Source organism: Bifidobacterium sp. W8110 (assembly GCF_016101375.1).
Classification (GTDB): domain Bacteria; phylum Actinomycetota; class Actinomycetes; order Actinomycetales; family Bifidobacteriaceae; genus Bombiscardovia; species Bombiscardovia asteroides.
The window spans coordinates 606,922-625,199 of record NZ_JACFQO010000002.1; the positions used below are offsets into that span (position 1 = coordinate 606,922).

Below are 18,278 nucleotides of genomic sequence, written 5' to 3' on the forward strand. Positions count from 1 at the left end.
GCGTCCAAGGAAGGGGTGGTGCATGTCAGAATCCGCACAAGATGCCGGTCGTTCCAAGCTCAAGGTGGGCTCCGAGGAGTTCGAATACTACCGGATCAGCGACCTGCCGGGAATCGACCACCTGCCCTACAGCCTGCGCATCCTGGCCGAGAATCTGCTGCGGCACCAGAACGGGACCACGGTGACACGGGACCAGCTGGACCAGCTTCTGGATTGGGACCCCAAGGCCCAGCCAGACAGGGAGATCCAGTTCAGCCCCGCCCGGGTGCTCATGCAGGACTTCACCGGCGTGCCCTGCATGGTCGACCTGGCCACCATGCGCGATGCCGTCAAGGCCCTGGGCGACGACCCCTCCCTGGTCAACCCGCTCATCCCCGCGCAGATGGTCATCGACCACTCCGTCCAGGTGGACAGCTCCGGCGTGCCCGGCGCCCTGGAACACAACATGGACATGGAATACCGGCGCAACAGTGAGCGCTACCGCTTCCTGCGCTGGAGCCAGCAGGCCTTCCGGAACTTCCGTGTGGTGCCTCCGGGCACCGGCATCATCCACCAGGTCAACCTGGAGTACCTGGCCCAGGTGGTCATGCGCAGGGACAGGACCCAAGGGGAGGGGCCGGCCCTGGTCTACCCGGACTCCTGCGTGGGCACCGACTCGCACACCACCATGGTCAACGGCCTGGGTGTGCTGGGCTGGGGCGTGGGCGGCATCGAGGCCGAGGCGGCCATGCTGGGCCAGCCCATCTCAATGCTGGTGCCCCAGGTCTTGGGCTTCAAACTGACCGGGTCCATTCCCGAGGGGGTCACCGCCACCGACGTGGTGCTGACCGTGACCCAGATGCTGCGCGAGGTGGGCGTGGTGGGCCGGTTTGTGGAGTTCCACGGCAAGGGCCTGGCCCAGGTCCCCCTGGCCAACCGGGCCACCCTGGGCAACATGAGCCCCGAGTTCGGCTCCACCTGCGCCATCTTCCCCATCGACCGAATTACCCTGGACTACCTGCGTCTGACCGGCCGCAGCGACGAGCATGTGCGCCTGGTGGAGGCCTATGCCAAGGCCAACGGCCTGTGGATGGACCCGGAGGATGCCGACTGCCCCGAGCCCGAGTATTCCCAGGTGCTGGAGCTGGACCTGTCCACGGTGCGTCCGTCCATTGCCGGCCCCCGGAGGCCCCAGGACCGCATCCTGCTGGACCAGGCCCAGAAGACCTTCCATCGGGACTTGAAGGATTACAGCGACCAGGACAGGGACAGCGACGGCGAGGCTGTGCCCGTCAAGAAGGCCGACGGCAGCGAGTTCAGCCTGCGGGACGGGGATGTGGTCATCGCGGCCATCACCTCCTGCACCAACACCTCCAACCCCTCGGTCATGGTGGCCGCCGGTCTGCTGGCCCGCCAGGCGCGCGCCCGGGGCCTCAAGCCCAAGCCCTGGGTCAAGACCTCGCTGGCTCCCGGCTCCCAGGTGGTGACGGATTATCTGAACCGGACCGGCCTGAGCAAGGACCTGGACGCCCTGGGTTTCGAGCTGGTCGGCTACGGCTGCACCACCTGCATCGGCAACTCCGGCCCCCTGGACCCGGCCATCCACCAGGCCATCGCCGATCATGACCTGACGGTGACGGCCGTGCTCTCGGGCAACAGGAACTTCGAGGGCCGCATCAGCCCGGATGTGAAGATGAACTACCTGGCCTCGCCGCCCCTGGTGGTGGCCTACGCCCTGGCCGGCACCATGGACTTCGACCCCTGGAGCGACCCCCTGGGCCGGGACAGCCAGGGCAAGCCGGTCATGCTGGCGGACATCTGGCCCTCCCAGGAGGCCATCGAGTCTGTGGTGGGCACCGCCCTGGACCGGGACATGTACCTGCGCGACTATGCGGACGTCTTCGGCGGGGATGACCGCTGGCGGAAGCTGGAGGTGCCGGAGGGCGGGCTCTTCCACTGGGATCAGGATTCCACCTACATCCGCCGCCAGACCTTCTTCGACGGAATGAAGGCTCAGCCCGACCCCCTGGAGGACATTCACGGGGCCCGGGTGCTGGCCCTGCTGGGGGATTCGGTCACCACCGACCACATCTCGCCCGCGGGGGCCATCAAGGCCGACGCGCCGGCCGGCCGCTACCTGCAGGAGCACGGCATAGCCCCCAGGGACTTCAACTCCTACGGCTCCCGGCGCGGCAACCATGAGGTCATGGTCCGGGGAACCTTCGGCAACATCCGCCTGCGCAACCAGCTGCTGGCCTCGGTGGGGCTGGATGTACGCCCGGGAGGGTTCACCTACGACTTTCTGAACGGCCAGGAGACAACCATCTTCGAGGCGGCGCAGGACTATGCCAGGCAGGGCACGCCCCTGGTGGTGCTGGCCGGCAGCGAGTACGGCACGGGCTCCTCAAGGGACTGGGCGGCCAAAGGCACAAGGATGCTGGGCGTGCGGGCCGTCATTGCCAGGTCCTTCGAGCGCATCCACCGCAGCAACCTGATCGGCATGGGCGTGCTGCCGCTGGAGTTCCCTGCGGGTCAGTCGGCCCAGAGCCTGGGGTTGGACGGCCAGGAGACCTACGACCTGGTTGGCGTTGATGCCCTGAACAACTCCCTGCCCGAGCAGATTCAGGTGCAGGCTCAGCGGCCAGACGGCAGCAGGGTGGAGTTTGCGGCCAAGGTGCGCATCGACACACCTGGCGAGGCCGAGTACTACCGCAACGGCGGCATCCTGCAGTATGTGTTGCGTGGGTTGCTGGCCAGGGCCGATCAGGAGGCCTGAAGATACAAAAATCCCCGCCCCAAGGTTAGGGGCGGGGATTTTCTTTTTTGTCAGTTGCGATCGCCGACCAGATTCAGGATGTAGAGGAAGAGGTTGACGAAGTCCAGGTAGAGGTTGAGGGCGCAGAGGATAGAGACCCGCTTGATGGCCTCCGGCCCCTGGCTGCGATAGGTGGCGAAGATGACCCTGGTCTGCTGGGCGTCATACATGGTCAGCCCGGCGAAGAGGATGATGCCGATGGCCGAGACCACGCGCAGGGCCGTGTCGGAGGGGGCTAGGAAGAGCATGACCACCTGGACCAGGATCAGCATGAGCAGGCCGGCCATGAAGATGGACCCCATGCCCAGCATGTTGCGCCGTGTGGTCAGCCCCAGCATGCTGAGGACGAAGAAGAAGCCTGCGCTCATCACCAGGGTCAGCATGATGGACGGCAGGGAGTAGGTGATGAAGATGGTGCTCAGGGTGAAGCCCATCAGGGCCGCATAGAGGTAGAACATGACCCGGGCGGTGGAGGTGCGCATGCGCATAACCCGGACACTCAGAATCATGGCGAAGGCCACCTGGACCACGGCCATGCCGATCCAGCCAAGGGCGCCCGTGGCCTGCATGAAGGCCAGGAGCAGACCGGTGCGGGCAGTCAGGTAGGCCGTAAGGGCGGTGACCAGCAGGCCGACGGCCATCTCCGCATAGGCGCGGGACATGGAGACCCGTTCCGCCTTTTCAAAGCTGTATGCCGCGTTGGTGTCGATGGGCGCGCCCATGCCGTAGGGCTCACCGCCCTGCATGGTCGGCATCGGCTGCTGCGCGTACTGACCGTATGGGGCCTGCGGCCGCGGATTCCCGTTGAAAGCCATCTGCTCCTCCTTGTCTTCCCACCTGTGGCGGGATGGTCGTCTTATTCAAGTCTACATGGCCGGTTTGGCGGTATAAAGGGTGTTTGCTCTGGCTGGAATCAGGTGGGAATGGCCGGGGTGGTTGCATGCCCACATCCCGCTATGGTGGGTTGCCCGCTGTCCTTATGGGCCGTCTATCCTTGGCGGGATGGATGGAGTGTGGTGGGGGCGCGGGAAGGGGTGCCGGCTCTCTTGGGGTTTGAGCCTTAAGCGACACTTTTCCTCCCTGCTCCCCCTGTATAGGCCGGGGGCAGGGGGATTGATACGCCTCCGACCTTTCTTACTCGTGCGAAGCGTAAAGCAGCTGGTGCTGTTCTCTCCGGTGGCGGCGTGAGGCCAGGACCCCGCCCATTCCGGTCATGCCCGTAGCCAGGGCGAGCAGGATGCCTTCCCCGCCGGCTTGGGGGAGCACGCCTGCAGGCAGGTACGTGTATTTGAGGGAGGCGTCCGGCTGTTGTGCTGCGCCGCCTATCGTGTAGTCGACGCTGACCGTGACTGTGCCCGGCTGGTGTGCAGGCGTGAGCACGCTTACGCTGCTGCCATCGCTACTGGTCAGGTTCGCGCCGGAGCTGATGTCGAATCTGACACCGACGATCACCGGCGTCAGATTGAACACCACCGACACAGGAACGTTCGAGTCGTTTCTGGAGTCGTCGCCGAGCTGGCCATACCGGTTTTCTCCCCATGTGTTGGCGTTTCCGTCCGTGCTGATCGCCAGCGAATGCCGCCAACCGCCACTCATTAGTACGGCATTTAGCCGATGATCGGCCGAGCTTGTGGACTGATTGGAGGCGAACACTTTCACGGGGATTGTCCGATTGTTTCTGGTGTTGTCGCCGAGCTGACCATAGCTGTTTAATCCCCATGCGTAGGCGTACCCGTTGCTGCCCACGGCTAGCGAATGCTCTTGTCCACCGCTGACTTGTGTGGCTTTCAGTCCTTTGCTCGTATCAGTTGGGCTGTCGGGATCGCGCACGCGCACAGGGATAGACGAATGGTTGTCGCTGGTGTTGCTGCCGAGCTGGCCATAGTAGTTGTATCCCCATGCGTAGGCGTGCCCGTCGCTGCCCACGGCCAGCGAATGATCGCCTCCGGCGCTCACCTGCACGTAAGTGAAATTCCCGGGCAGGTCCGCATACGTCTTCTGATCAGGTATCTTCGCCATGACGGGCGTGGCCCGTTGAATGGTTGTCCCGTCGCCGAGCTGGCCATACTTGTTGTCTCCCCAGGCGTACGTGTTCCCGTTGTTACCCGTGGCTAGCGAATGATCGTATCCGGCGCTGACTTGTGTGGCTTTCAGTCCTTTGCTCGTATCAGTTGGGCTGTCGGGATCGCGCACGCGCACAGGGATAGACGAATGGTTGTCGCTGGTGTTGTTGCCGAGCTGGTCAGAGTCGTTGTGTCCCCATGCGTATGCGTATCCGTCGCTGCCCACGGCCAGCGAGTGTTGGCCTCCAGCACTGACCTGCACGTAGGTGAAATCCGCTGGCAGATCCGGATACGTCTTGTGATCAGGCTTCTTCACCATGACCGGTGTGGTCCGTTGAATGGTTGTTCCGTCGCCGAGCTGGCCAAACGTGTTGTCTCCCCAGGCATATGCGTTTCCGTCGCTGCCTACAGCCAAGGAAAAGCCAGTGTTATAGTCTTTTCCTCCGCTGATCTGGCTGAATTTTATGCCTTGGCCGGGTGGCGGGGTGATAGTGGTTGTCTGCTCGCCGAGCTGGCTGCCCTTGTCGGGGTTGATGGTCCATGTGCCTGACGTCCAGTGGGCGGTGAGAATGAGGTCCTTGGTGACGGGTTTGCTGAAGTCGTAGGCAATGTTGTCGATAAACCATCCGTCGAACTGGTAGCCTTCGCGCGTCGGGTTGGGAGTGGGGCGCTTGACTCTGCCGTAAGGGTAGAGAATCTGCTGCGGATCTGGGGTCGGGTCTCCTCTTGTCGCGTTGAAGCTGACGGAGTGGCCGGCCTTTGGGCTGGCATCTCTGGTCAGGGTCTGGTCGACGGTGTATTTGAGGTCTCTGATGAAGGGCTGCTCGTCTTGTTTGCCGGCGATGAGAATGGCGGTTTGCCCAGGCTGGCGGGTGGGAATCTCCGCGTGCCATAAATCGTCTTTCTTGCTGAGTTTCAGCGACTGGCCGTCCATGCTGGCTGATTCCAGGATGGGCGCCTGTGCGGTGTTGATTCTTGCTGGTTGGCCGGGCTGGTCCTGCTCGCCCAGATTCCAGGTGAACACGCCGCCCTGCTTGTCCACGGCGATGATGCTGTTGCCTATGCTTGCGGCCTGCGTGTAGTGGTGCTTTCCGTTGTCTGCGCTGGCGGGTGTTTTGCCGGGTTTCCAGGCCCAGATGTGGCCGTTCTCGTCGACAATCATGGCCTGGTCCTTGTTGGCGGTGATCCGGCTGACCTGCGCGCTGTCCGGCAGACTGATCTGGATCACGGCAGTAGTGTTGTCGGCCAGGTACCAGGCCTGTCCTTTCGCGTCCAAAATAAGGAACCCTTGGTTGAGGGCTTGGGCTTGGACGGTGCGCATGCCCGGATCCTGTTTGACTCGTTCGGGCTTGGAGTTCTCAATGGTCGTATTCCATGTCCAGGCGTGCCCGTCCGCGTCCGCGATGAGAGCCTGGCTGTCGGAGGCGGCGACGGTGATGGCCTGCGCTTGTCCGGGCAGGCTGGTTGTGGCTTGTTCTCTCGGTTTTGTGTTTTGGCTGTCGGCCTGGCTGGTCTGATAGGCGTGGACCTGTCCCTGCTGGTCCACGGCCAGCAGCCGGTCATTGTCCATGCTGATGCTGGTGAACTTGGTGTTCGGGCCGGTGTCGAGGATGGTGGGAATGGCCTGTTGGCTGGTCCAAGTGTAGATGTGCTGGTCGGTTCCCAATGCGGCCTGCGATCGGTTGCCGGCTGCTGCTTGCAGGTAGTGGAACCCATCGGCAGCATGGGCGGGGAGAGAAACCTGTTCTGTTGTGCTGTCTTGCGCCCATGTGTAGATGTGGCCGTCGCCGGTCAGGCCGACAGTCTGGTTTCCAATGGTGTGGATGCTGGCGTAATAGGGTTCCTGTCTGCTTGGTGGGCTGATGGTCAGCCGGGTGCCGGAGGCGGGCCCGTGGTCCGGGCTCAGCGTCCAGTCCGTGGTCTTGGTCCACTTGGCTTTCAGGGTCATGTCCTGAAGGATGGGGGTCTGGAAGTCGAAAGACTGGCCATCATGAGTCCATCCGTCGAACCGGAAGCCTTCACGTTGTGGATTCTGTTGCGGGGGAGCGGCGAAGGTGCCGGTTTTCACGGTTGACTGTGTTGGCTTACTGCCGTCGTCGGGGTCGAAGCGCACTGTGTGCGAAGTCTGATTATCTGTCTTTTCGGCTGATTGAGTCGGTGTGGTGTCCGTGTTGCTAGGTGTTGTCGTCGATGACGAGGTGCTTGGGCTTGCTGTTGGGTTTAATGGCGTGGAGGTTTGTATTGGTGAGGGTGATGGCAGTTGGGCGTTGGTTGCGTTGCTGGGGAGGGTGCCGGGGGTTTGGTTAGCTACGCGAGGGGTCTGACGACCCCCCCCCCCCGGTGAGTATGGGAGCGTCCGCCTGGGCGGATGCGACGCCCAGGCCTGCCAGCAGGCCCAGCAGGACGGTCGTCATCGCCAACGTGCGACGCAGTTGGGAAACCACATGCATAACTCGTAAACCCCTTCATCAACACCAAGCGGAGCCAATGCCGCTTGCCACCAAACGTCTTGTCTACCGGAAAGCAGTTCTGCCTTTCAACACCAGTCTTGCATTCGATTGCAGGAACCGTGGCGAAAGCTAGCTGTCTTTCCATCACCCCGATTTTTACCCTACCACTCATCCAGCAGATAGCACTCACACGATAGCCCAGTTGCCCGTCGATATTGAACTTGATGCTCGAGTAAGGGCGGTTGCTTACAGCAACTACGAGTTTGTAGGGAAATGAACAGTGGCCGGACTGGCTGGGAGTTTACACGTCTCTCGACTAGCTTAGCTGGAGTTTGCTTCTTTCTTAGGGGGGGGGTGCATGCCTGCCCTCGGCTTCTGCCTACAGAAGTGTGGTGGGGGCGCGGGAGGAAGTGTCGGCTCTCTTGGGGTTGAGCCTTGATTGACACTGGTCTCCCTGCTCCCCCTAGGTGGGCCGGTGGCGGGGGGACGCCGCCCGGCCGGTCTTACTCGTGCGAAGCATGAAGCAGCTGGTGTTGTTCCCTCCGGTGGCGGCTGGATGCCAGTACCCCGCCTATGCCCATTGTGCCTGCGGCCAGGGTGAGCAGGATGCCTTCCCCGCCCGCCTCAGGAAGAGTGCCTGCAGGCAGGTACGTGTATCTGAGGGAGGTGTCCGGCTTTTGGGCTGCGCCTACCAATGTGTAGTCGACGCTGACCGTTACTGTGCCCGGTAGGTGTTCGGGCGTGAGCACGGTGACGCTGCCGCCATCGCCGTTGGTCAGTCCTGATACGGGGGTCTGGTCGAATCTGACGCCGGTGATCACCAGCTGCAGGTTAAACACCACCGGCACAGGAGCCGATTTGTTGTTTGTGGTGCCGTCGCCGAGTCGACCAGAGTCGTTGCGTCCCCATGCTTTGGTGTTCCCGTCCGTGTCGATGGCCAGCGAATGCTGGTCACCGGCGATTATTCGCACGGCGTGCAGCCAGGGGCCGGCCTTGCTTGTGGACTGTTCGGAGGCGAGCACCTTTACAGGGTAATAGTAGCCGCTGGTTGTATTGTTCCCGAGCTGGCCCTTATCGTTCTCTCCCCAGGCGTAGGCGTATCCGTCGCTGCCCAGGGCCAATGAATGCTCGTATCCACCGTCCACCTGTGTGGCTTGCAGTCCTTTGCTCTCGTCATCAGGGTTGGCGGGGTCGCGCACGTGCACAGGAACAGTCGAATCCGTTGTGCTGTTATTTCCGAGTTGGCCGCAGTAGTCGAATCCCCAGGCGTAGGCGTATCCATCGTTGCCCACGGCCAGCGAATGAGAGTATCCGGCGCTCACCTGTGTGGCTTGCAGTCCTTTGTTTGCGTCCTCGGGGTTGGCGGGGTCGCGCACGCGTATTGGTTTTGATGAATCGGACTTGGTCTTGTTGCCGAGTTGGCCATAGTGGTTGTATCCCCAGGCGTACACGTATCCGTCACTGCCCAAGGCCAACGAGTAATAGCTTCCGGCGCTAACCTGCACGTAGGTGAAGTCAGCCGACACGCCTGCTGGCTTTTTCACCTGGACCGGCGTGTTCTGCTGGGTGGTCGTTCCGTCGCCGAGCTGGCCATACCTGTTGTCTCCCCATGCGTAGGCGTTCCCGTCGCTGCCCACGGCCAAGGAAAAGCCATAGGTAGTACTACTGTCGTTTTTTGATCCGCTGACTTGGCTGAACCTGATGTTTCGCCTGGTGATGTCAGGCGGGGTGATGATGGTGGACTCGTTCCCCAGCTGGCTGCCCTTATCGGGGCTGATGCTCCACGTGTTGTTGGGGTCTTGGAAGGTCCATTTGGCGGTGAGGGTGAGGTTTTCGGTGACGGGTCTGCTGAAGTCGTAGGCGATGTTGCCGGTGAACCATCCGTCGAACTGGTAGCCTTCGCGCGTCGGGTCAGGGGAGGGGCGTTTGACTCTGCTGTTTGGGGTGGAGAAATTCTGATCTGCTGGTTCGGGGTTTCCTCCGTCCGCATTAAAAGTGACTTTGTAAGTGGTGCTTTGCTGGGTGTCTCTGGTGAGGGTCTGGTCGACGGTGTAGTTGAGGCTCCTGGTGAAGGGTTGGCCGTCCTGCCTGCCGGCGAGTGTGATGGCGGCTGGCCCGGGCTTGCGGGCGGGGATTTCCGTCTGCCAGGAGCGGTCTTTCCTGCTGAGTGTCAGTGCCTGGCCGTCCATGCTGGCTGATTCCAGGGTGGGTCCGGCGGCATTGTCGGTTCTGGCTGGCTTGCCCGGATTGTTTTGAGCGTCCAGGCTCCACGTGAACATGTCGTCCTGTCGGTTAATGGCGGTGATGCTGCTGCCGGCAGCGGCGGCCTGTGTGTAGGGTTGTTCCCCGTTGTCTGCCCGGACGGCTGTTGCGCCGGGCTTCCAGGTCCAGATGCGGCCGTCCGTGCTGGTGATCACGGCCTGGTCCTTGTTGGCGGCGATACGGCTGGCTTTTCTGTTTTCGGGCAGACCGAGGGTTGCGGAACTGGCTGTGTTGTCGTCCAGGTACCGGCCCTGCCCGTCCGCGTCCAGGAGGAGGAACCCCTGGTTGAGGGCTTGGGCCTGAACGGTGCGCATGCCCGGGTCCTGCTCGGCGCGTGAAGGCTTGGCGCTTCCGGCATTGGCCGTCTCCCAGGTCCAGGCCTGCCCGTCCGTATCCAGGGCGAGGATCCGGCTGGCGGAGGCGACGGCTGTGACGGCCTGCGCCTTTCCGGGCAGGCCGATGGTTTCCTGTGCTGCGGGTTTCGGGTTCGGGTTTTGGCTGTCGGCCTGTCCGGCCTGATAGGCGTGGACCTGTCCCTGCCGGTCCACGGCCAGCAGCCGGTCGTCGTTCATGCTGATGCTCGTGAACCCGGCGTCCTGGCCGGTGTCCAGGATCGTGGGTGTTGATTGGCCCCTGTCCCAAATGTAGATCCGCCGGTCGGATCCCAATGCGGCCTGCCGTCGGCTGCCTGCCGCGGCCTGCAGATAACGGAACCCGTCGGGAGCCTGGGCCGGGAAGGGAACCTGCACGGGTGTGCCCTCCTGTGTCCAGGTGTGGATGCGGCCGTCCCCGGTCAGGCCCACAATCTGGTTACCTGCGGCCTGGATGCTCGTGTAACAGGGTTCCTGCAGGCTGGGCGGGCTGATGGTCAGCCTGGCGCCGGAGGCGGGCCCGTGCTCCGGGCTCAGCGTCCAGTCCGTGGTCTTCGACCATTGGGCTTTCAGGGTCGTGTCCTGCAGGATCGGAGCCTGGAAGTCGTAGGGCTGGCCGTCACCTGTCCAGCCGTCGAACCGGAAGCCCTCACGTTGAGGGTTGTGTTGCGGGGGCGTGGCGAGGGTGCCGGTCTTCACGGTCTCCTGTGTGGGCTTGCTGCCGTCGGCCGGGTTGAAACGCACCGTGTGCGTGGCGCGATCAGCCGTCTTCTCTGCTGACTTGGCCGGAGCGGAGCCTGTGCCCTCAGGTGTTCCCGTCGGCGGTGACGGGGTGTGCGGGCTTGGCGTTGCTGGGCTTAATGGCGGGGTGGCTTGTATCGGCGATGGCGAGGAAAGTGGGATATTTGATGCGTTGCCGGGGACAGTGGCGGGGGTTTGCTCAGCTACGCGAGGGGTCTGACGACCCCCCCCCCCCGGTGAGTATGGGAGCGTCCGCCTGGGCGGATGCGACGCCCAGGCCTGCCAGCAGGCCCAGCAGGACGATCGTCATCGCCATTGTGCGACGCAGACGGGAAACCAGATGCATGAAACCAAAACCCCTTCACCAAACACCAAGCGGAACAAACGCCGCTCATCATTTGAAATTCTACCTGCCAGCGCCAGCCCTGCATCGGATTACAGGAATCGGGGTGGAAGCCAGCTGTCTTCTCGACATCCCCTGTTTTTCACCCTACCACCCGGTCAGTAGACAACACACGAACCAGAGGCAGTTGCTTGGCGGCAGTGATCCTCTCTGTCAAGGAGAGTCGTTGTTGACAGCGTTATTTGAGAACGGGAGCACGGACAGCGTCCGGGCCGGCTCGAGTTGCAAACTTTGCAAACTCTATAGTCGACTCTTCTGTGTTCATCTCCCTTCCTGGGCGGCAACAAGAGAGGTTTGCCTGTATCCTCACAGGCAGAAGTGTGGTGGGGGCGCGGGAGGGGTGTCGGCTCTCTTGGGGTTGAGCCTTACTTAAATGACACGTTTCTCCCTGCCCCCCCCCCTATATGGGTCGGGGGCGGGGGGATTGATACGCCGCCCGGCCCGTCTTACTCGTGCGAAGCTTGTGACAGTTGGCGTGTTTCCCTCCGGTGGCGGCGGGATGCCAGGATCCCGCCCATGCCGGTCATACCGGTGGCCAGGACCAGCAGGATGCCTTCCCCTCCGGCCTTGGGGAGGACTCCTGCGGGCATGTACGTATATCTGAGGGAAGTGTCGGTCAGGGTATTTCCCGCGCCGCCCGTTGTGTAGTTGACGCTGACTGTGACTGTGCCCGGCAGGTGTGCGGGCGTGGTCACGCTGGCGCTGCTGCCATCGCCGCGGATCAGGTTCGTGCCGGGGCTGGTGTCGAAGGTGACGCCGGTGATCACCGGCTGTAGGTTGAACGACACCGGTGAAGGAACAGGACTCTGCCTTCCTGCATTGGGATTGCCGAGCTGGCCATACCAGTTCTGTCCCCAGGCGTAGGCGACTCCGTCCGTGCCAATCGCTAGTGAATGCCGCCATCCTGTGCTGACTTGCAGGGTATTCAACCAGGGTCCGGCCGAGCTCGTGGACTGCGCGGAGGCAAACACCTTCACAGGGGAATTCCGGTCAATGGTGGTGTTGTCGCCGAGCTGACCATAGTCGTTGTGGCCCCATGCCCAGGTGTTCCCGTCCGTGTCGACGGCCAATGAATGGTAAACTTCTGCGCTCACCTGCACGGCTGCCACTGCGCCCGCATTCGCGGGGTATCGCACCTTTTGGGGGATATAATTCGTGTCTGCATCTGTGTTGCTGTAGCCGTTGCCGAGCGAACCGTACTCATTGTAGCCCCATGCCCATGTGTTGCCATCCTCGCCGATAGCCAATGCGAACCAGCTTCCGGCGCTCACCTGGACGGCCTTCAGCCAGGGGCCCGCAGCAGCCGTGGACTTGTTGGAGGCGAACACACGGCTGGGCGTGAGGTGGAAACTATTGTCGGTGGTGTTGTTGCCGATCTGGCCATGGTTGTTGTAGCCCCAGACGTACACATACCCGTCCTGGCCTAGGGCCATGTCGAAGGACCAACTTGTGCTGATCTGCACGGCGTGGAGGACGCCGCTGGCATCCGAGGGGTCCTTGACGGTTGTGGGCACGTTCTGCGGGCTGGAGCAGTCATAGCCGCCTCCTTTGGATATGCTGCCCCAGGTGTATACGGTGCCGTCGGCGCCCAATGCCAAGGAGTTCCAGGCTCCTGCGGCGACCTGGATCGCCTTCAGGCCTTCACCGGTGTTGCCGGGCCCGTGCACGCGCACAGGGGTTGATGAATTGGATGTGGTGTTGTTGCCGAGCTGCCCGTGGTCGTTGAGCCCCCAGGCGTACACGTAGCCGTCGCTGCCGACGGCCAGCGAATGGTAGCCTCCGGCATCAGCCTGCACGTAGGTGAAATCCGTGGGCGCGCCTGCGGGCTTTGGCACCGGGGCGGGCGTGTTCTGCTGGGCGGTCGTGCCGTTGCCGAGCTGGCCGGACTCGTTGTTGCCCCAGGCGTAGGCGTTCCCGTCGCTGCCCACAGCCAGTGAATACCCCGTCAGATCAGCATATACGTATCCTCCGCCACTGACTTGGCTGAATCTGATGCCTCGGTTGGCGTCTGGCGGGGTGATAGTGGTGGTTTCCTTGCCCAGCTGGCTGCCCTTGTTGGGGTTGATCTTCCACGTGTTGTTGGGGTCTACAAGCGTCCATTTGGCGCTGAGGGTGAGGTTGCCGGTGACGGGTTTGCTGAAGTCGTAGGCGATGTTGCCGGTGAACCATCCGTCGAACTGGTAGCCTTCGCGCGTCGGGTCGGGGGAGGGGCGCTGGACCCTGCCGTAGACTGGCTGGATGCTCTGGTCCTGTGGGGTCGGGCCTCCTTCGCCCGTGTTGAAATGGATCGCATAGGCGGAGCCCTGTCGGACCTCTCTGGTCAGGGTCTGGTCGACCGTGTATTTAAGGCTCCTGGTGAAGGGCCGGCCATCCTGCCTGCCGACGAGTGTGATGGTGGTTTGCCCTGGCTTGTGGGCTGGGGCGTCCGTCTGCCAGGTGCCGTTCTGTTTGCTGAGTTTAAGCGGCTGGCAGTCCAGGCTGGCTGATTCCAGGATGGGCGCCTGGGTGGTGTCGAGCCGGTCTGGCTGATTTTGCTTGTCTTGAGCATCTGGATTCCACGCGAACAAGCCGCCCTGCCTGCTGATGGCGATTATCCTGCTGCCGGCAGCGGTGGCCTGCATGTACTGCTGGTTTCCGTCGTCCTCCCGGGTGGGCGCTTCGCCGGGCTTCCAGGCCCATACGTGGCCGTCTTTGTCAAGGACTGTGGCCTGATCGCCGCTGCTGTTGATTCTGCTGATCTGCGTGCCGTCGGGCAGGCCGGCGACTGTGGGGCTGCTCATGCCATCGGCGAGATACCAGGCCTGCCCGTTCTCATTCAGGAGGAGGAACCCCTGGTTGAGGGCTTGGGCTTGGACGATGCGCATGCCCGGCTTCTGCTTGACGTGTGCGGGTTTGGCGTTTCCGGTATCAGTCGTGCCCCACGCCCAGGCCTTTCCGTCCGCGTCCACGATGAGGATCCGTCTGCCAATGGCGGTGGCGGTGGCGGTGACGGCCTGCGCTTTTCCGGGCAGGCTGGTTGTGGCCTGTTGTATGAATTTCGGGTTCGGGTCCTGGCTGTCGGCATCCCTGGACTGATAGGCGTAGACCTGTCCCTGCCGGTCCACTGCCAGGAGCCGATTATCGGTGATGCTGATGCTGGTGAACCCGGGATCCTGGCCGGTGTCGAGGATGGCGGGCGTCGACTGCTGGCTGTTCCAGGTGTAGATTCGTTGGTCCGATCCGAGGGCTGCCTGCCATCGGTTGCCGGCTGCGGCCTGCAAGTAGCGGAACCCGTCGGCGGCCTGGAAGGGGGCGGGAACCTGCTTGGGTGTGCCGTCCTGCGTCCATGTGTAGATGCGTCCGTCCCCGGTCAGGCCGAGGATCTGGTTTCCTGCGGCTTGGATGCCGGCGAATTGAGGTTCCTGCCTGTCGGGCGGGCTAATGGTCAGGACTGTTCCGGAAGCGGGCCCGTGGTCCGGGCTCAGCGTCCAGTCCGTGGCCTTCGACCATTGGGCTTTCAAGGTCATGTCCTGGAGGACGGGGGTTCGGAAGTCAAAGGGCCGGCCGTCAAGCGTCCACCCCTCGAATCGGAAGCCTTGACGCTGAGGATTCTGTTGCGGGGGAGTGGCAAAAATGCCGGTTTTCACGCTCGCCTGGGTGGGCTTGCTGCCGTCGGTCGGGTCGAAGCGCACTGTATGCACGGCTTGATCATCTGTCTTCTCCCCTGATTTGGCCGGAGCGTGGTCTGTGCTGTCCGGAGTGCCCGTCGCCGATGACGGGGCGCCTGGCGTGGGGCTTAGTGGCGTGGTGGCTTGTATTGGTGAGGGCGAGGAAAGTGGCATGTCTGTTGCGTTGCTGGGGGGAGTGGCGGAGGCTCCGTCAGCTACGCCAGGGGTCTGAAGACCCCCTTCCCCGGAGGGGATGGGAGCGTTCTCTTGGGCGGATGCGACACCCAGGTCCGCCAGCAGACCCAGCAGGACGATCATCATCACCAGGATGCGACGCAGCCGGGTACCCAGACGCATGACTCATAAGCCCCTTCACCAAACACCAAGCGGAGCAAACGCCGCTTGCAGAATAAGGTTCTCCCCGTCGGAAAGCTGCCAATCGCTCAACGCCAGTCCGCGCAACAGACTGCGTGAATCATGGCGGAACCCAGTCGTCTTCTCGACTTCCCCTATCTCTCACCCTACCACCCAGCCCACAGACAACACATACAAGCCAAATCAGCTCTTTGACGACAATGAATTTTTGTTGAGGAATAGCGTTTGTTTACAGCGATTGTCTGGTACTGAGAGCACGGACGAAGACCGAGCGGACTTGGATTCCATTCCCCCCCCCCCCTGGTCGGCGGCCCAAGTTTCCCTTTCGAGGGCAGAAACCTGCCGTGCATGCCTGCTCCTAATGTCTGTCAGCGGCAGTCGACAGTAGTGTGGGGTGGGGGCGCAAGAGGAGTGTCGGCTCTCTTGGGGATGAGCCTTGTATGTGACATTCCTCCGTGCGCCCCCGTTGTAAGCCGGAGGTGGGGGGATTGATCCGCCTCCGGCCTGTCTTACTTGTGCGAGGTGTGCAATAGCCTGTGCCGTTCTCTCCTGTGGCGGCGTGAGGCCAGGACTCCGCCTGCAGGCAGGTACGTGTATCGGAGGGAAGTATCGGGCTGCTGGGCTGTGCCGCCCAGCGTGTAGTCCACGCTGACCGCGACCGTGCCCGGCTGGTGTGCGGGCGTGAGCACGGTGACGCTGTTGTCATTGCCGCGCGTCAAGCCTGTTGAGGGAGTCTGGTCGAATCTGACGCCGGTGATCACCAGCTGCAGGTTGAACGTCACTGGCACAGGAACGAGACTGCGGCTTCCTGCGTAGGGATTGCCGAGCTGGCCAGCGTTGTTGTATCCCCAGGCGTAGGCGTTCCCGTCGCTGCCCAGGGTCAGCGAATGATTGCCTCCGGCGCTGACCTGCACGTAGGTGAAACCCTCCGGCAGGTCCGGGTATGTCTTGCGGTCAGGTTTTTCACCATGACCGGCGTAGTCTGATACTCTGCTGTCGTCCTGTTGCCGAGCTGGCCATTCTTGTTGTTTCCCCAGGCGTATGCGTTCCCATCGCTGCCCACAGCCAAGGAGAAACAAGAGCTGTAGTCTTTCCCACCGCTGATCTGGCTGAATCTGATGCCCCGGCTGGTGTCTGGCGGGGTGATGGTTGTGGATTCCCTGCCCAGCTGGCTGCCCTTGTCGGGGCTGATGCTCCACGTGCTGTTCTGGCTTTCGGTCCATTTGGCGGTCAGGGTCAGGTCCGTGGTGACGGGCCTGCTGAAGTCGTAGGCGACCTGTCCGGTGAACCACCCGTCGAACAGGTAGCCTTCGCGCGCCGGGTCGGGGGAGGGCCGCTTCACCCTGCCGTTCGGGGTAGGGAAACTCTGGTCTGCTGGTTCGGGGTTTCCTCCGCCTGTGTCGAAGTGGACCGTGAGCGTGGATCTTGGTTCGGCGCCTCGTGCCAGCGGCTGGTTGACCGTATAGTTGAGGCTCCTGGTGAAGGGCTGGCCGTCCTGGCTGCCGGTGATGAGGATGGTGGCTGGTCCTGGCTTGTGGGCGGGCATGTCCGTCTGCCATGAGTCGTTGTTCCTGGTGAGTTTGAGCGGTTGGCTGTCCGTGCTGGCTGTTTCCAGGGCGGGCGCCTGGGTGGTGTTGATTCTGGCGGGTTTGCCTGGCCGGCCCTGCTTGTCCAGGCTCCACTGGTGTAGGCCGCCCTGCTTGTTGATGGCGGTGATCCTGCTGCCGGTGCTTGCGGCTTGCATGTACTGCTGGCTTCCGTCGTCCGCCCGGGTGGTCTTGCTGCCGGGCTTCCAGGCCCATATGTGGCCGTCCTTGTCGGTGATGGCGGCCTGGTCGCCGCTGCTGTTGGTTCTGCTGATCTGCGTGCCGTCGGGCAGGCCGGCGGCTGTCGGCTTGGTTGCGCTGTCGGCCAGGTACCGGGTCTGTCCGTCCTCATTCAGGAGGAGGAGCCCCTGGTTGAGGGCCTGGGCCTGGAGAATGCGCGTGCCCGGGTCCTGCCTGACGGGTTCGGGCTCGGCGTTGCCTATGCTGTTCGCGTCCCGGGTCCAGGCCTGCCCGTCAGAGTCCACGATGAGGGTCCGGCTGCCGGAGGCGGCGGCGGTGACGGCCTGCGCCCGTCCGGGCAGGCCGGTCTCGGCCTGCTCCAGGGGTTTCGGGTTCGGGTCCCGGCTGTCGGCATCGCTGGACTGGTAGGTGTGGACCCGGCCTTGCCGGTCCACGGCCAGGAGCAGGTCGTCGTTGATGCTGATGCTGGTGAACCGGGTGTCCTGTCCGGTGTCGAGGATGGCGGGCGTGGACTGTCGGCTGTCCCAGGTGTAGATCCGCTGGTCGGATCCGAGTGCCGCCCGCCAATGGCTGCCGGCTGTGGCCTGCAGATAATGGAACCCGTCGGATGCCTGCGTGGGGGAGGGAACCTGCACGGGTGCGCCCTCCTGTGTCCAGGTGTGGATGCGCCCGTCGCCGGTCAGGCCCACAATCTGGTCTCCCTCGGCCTGGATGCTCGTGTAACAGGGTTCCTGCAGGCCGGGCGGGCTGATGGTCAGCCTGGCGCCGGTGGCGGGCCCGTGCTCCGGGCTCAGCGTCCAGTCCGTGGTTTTCGACCATTGGGCTTTCAGGGTCGTGTCCTTCAGGACGGGGGTCCGGACGTATTTTTCCCGCCAGTATGTTTCGGCTGAAAGTCGTGTCCTTCAGGACGGGGGTCCGGAAGTCGAAGGGCCGGCCGTTGTATGTCCATCCGTCGAACCGGAATCCCTCACGTACGGGATTATGTTCCGGAGTGGATGCGAGGGTGCCCGTCTTCACGCTCGCCTGTGTGGGTGTGCCGCCGTCGGCCGGGTCGAAGCGCACCGTGTGAGTGGTCTGCTCATCCGTCTTGTCGGACGGCTTGGCCGGAGAGGAGCCTGCGCCGCCCGTGCCTTCCGTCGGCGTCGTGGGGTTCAGGGGCGGGGCGGTTTCCAGCGGCGAGGGCGAGGGCAGCGGGCTGCTAGCTGCGCTGCCGGGGGCAATGCCGGGGGTTTGCTCAGCTACTTAAGATGTCTGGCGACCCCCCCCCCCCCCGCTAAACACAGGAGCATCCGCCTGGGCGGACGCGACGCCCAGGCCTGCCAGCAGGCCCAGCAGGACGATCATCATCGCCAGGATGCGACGCAGACGGGTACCCAGATGCATAA

At 63.1% G+C, this 18,278-nt stretch carries 10 protein-coding genes and 1 pseudogene; 1 reads left to right on the plus strand and 10 read right to left on the minus strand.

Features of this window, described 5'->3' with window-relative positions:
- The first annotated feature begins 22 nt into the window (after nt 1-22).
- Nucleotides 23-2,755 (plus strand): aconitate hydratase AcnA, encoded by a 2,733-nt coding sequence (acnA, locus tag H3T88_RS05510; protein WP_198203837.1) that lies wholly within the window; start codon nt 23-25, stop codon nt 2,753-2,755.
- Between the two features lie 50 nt (nt 2,756-2,805).
- Here acnA and H3T88_RS05515 read toward each other — a convergent pair whose 3' ends face one another.
- The 10 genes and pseudogenes from H3T88_RS05515 to H3T88_RS05550 all read right to left on the minus strand — a co-directional run bounded on the left by H3T88_RS05515 (nt 2,806) and on the right by H3T88_RS05550 (nt 18,276).
- Nucleotides 2,806-3,609 carry a Bax inhibitor-1/YccA family protein gene (locus tag H3T88_RS05515; protein WP_198203838.1) on the minus strand — a complete coding sequence of 268 codons (804 nt, stop codon included), beginning with the start codon at nt 3,607-3,609 and terminating at the stop codon, nt 2,806-2,808.
- A 319-nt stretch (nt 3,610-3,928) separates the two neighbouring features.
- Complete coding sequence (locus H3T88_RS05520) at nt 3,929-6,925, minus strand: RCC1 domain-containing protein (protein ID WP_332461017.1); 2,997 nt, start codon at nt 6,923-6,925, stop codon at nt 3,929-3,931.
- Nucleotides 6,926-7,160: 235 nt separating this feature from the next.
- On the minus strand, nt 7,161-7,307 hold the full coding sequence (locus H3T88_RS05525) for a hypothetical protein (RefSeq protein ID WP_198203840.1): 147 nt from the start codon (nt 7,305-7,307) through the stop codon (nt 7,161-7,163).
- 503 nt (nt 7,308-7,810) lie between these two features.
- Nucleotides 7,811-10,639, minus strand: coding sequence for an RCC1 domain-containing protein (locus H3T88_RS08840; RefSeq protein ID WP_332461018.1), 2,829 nt, complete (start codon nt 10,637-10,639; stop codon nt 7,811-7,813).
- Nucleotides 10,640-10,880: 241 nt separating this feature from the next.
- Complete coding sequence (locus H3T88_RS05535) at nt 10,881-11,027, minus strand: hypothetical protein (protein ID WP_198203842.1); 147 nt, start codon at nt 11,025-11,027, stop codon at nt 10,881-10,883.
- 503 nt (nt 11,028-11,530) lie between these two features.
- Nucleotides 11,531-15,088, minus strand: a complete 3,558-nt coding sequence (locus H3T88_RS05540; RefSeq protein ID WP_198203843.1) for an RCC1 domain-containing protein — start codon at nt 15,086-15,088, stop codon at nt 11,531-11,533.
- A gap of 527 nt (nt 15,089-15,615) precedes the next feature.
- The gene (locus H3T88_RS08730) at nt 15,616-16,020 is read right to left on the minus strand and encodes an IPT/TIG domain-containing protein (protein WP_258326532.1); all 405 of its coding nucleotides are present in this window, start codon (nt 16,018-16,020) and stop codon (nt 15,616-15,618) included.
- Nucleotides 15,987-17,582, minus strand: a complete 1,596-nt coding sequence (locus H3T88_RS05545) for an InlB B-repeat-containing protein (protein WP_258326533.1) — start codon at nt 17,580-17,582, stop codon at nt 15,987-15,989. The genes H3T88_RS08730 and H3T88_RS05545 overlap by 34 nt, the downstream gene beginning before the upstream one ends.
- Before the next feature lie 211 nt (nt 17,583-17,793).
- Nucleotides 17,794-17,955 (minus strand): annotated as a pseudogene (locus H3T88_RS08845) (InlB B-repeat-containing protein); the annotation flags it as partial.
- Nucleotides 17,956-18,135: 180 nt separating this feature from the next.
- Nucleotides 18,136-18,276: a hypothetical protein gene (locus H3T88_RS05550; protein ID WP_198203844.1), complete on the minus strand. Its 141-nt coding sequence runs from the start codon at nt 18,274-18,276 to the stop codon at nt 18,136-18,138.
- Nucleotides 18,277-18,278: the final 2 nt, after the last annotated feature.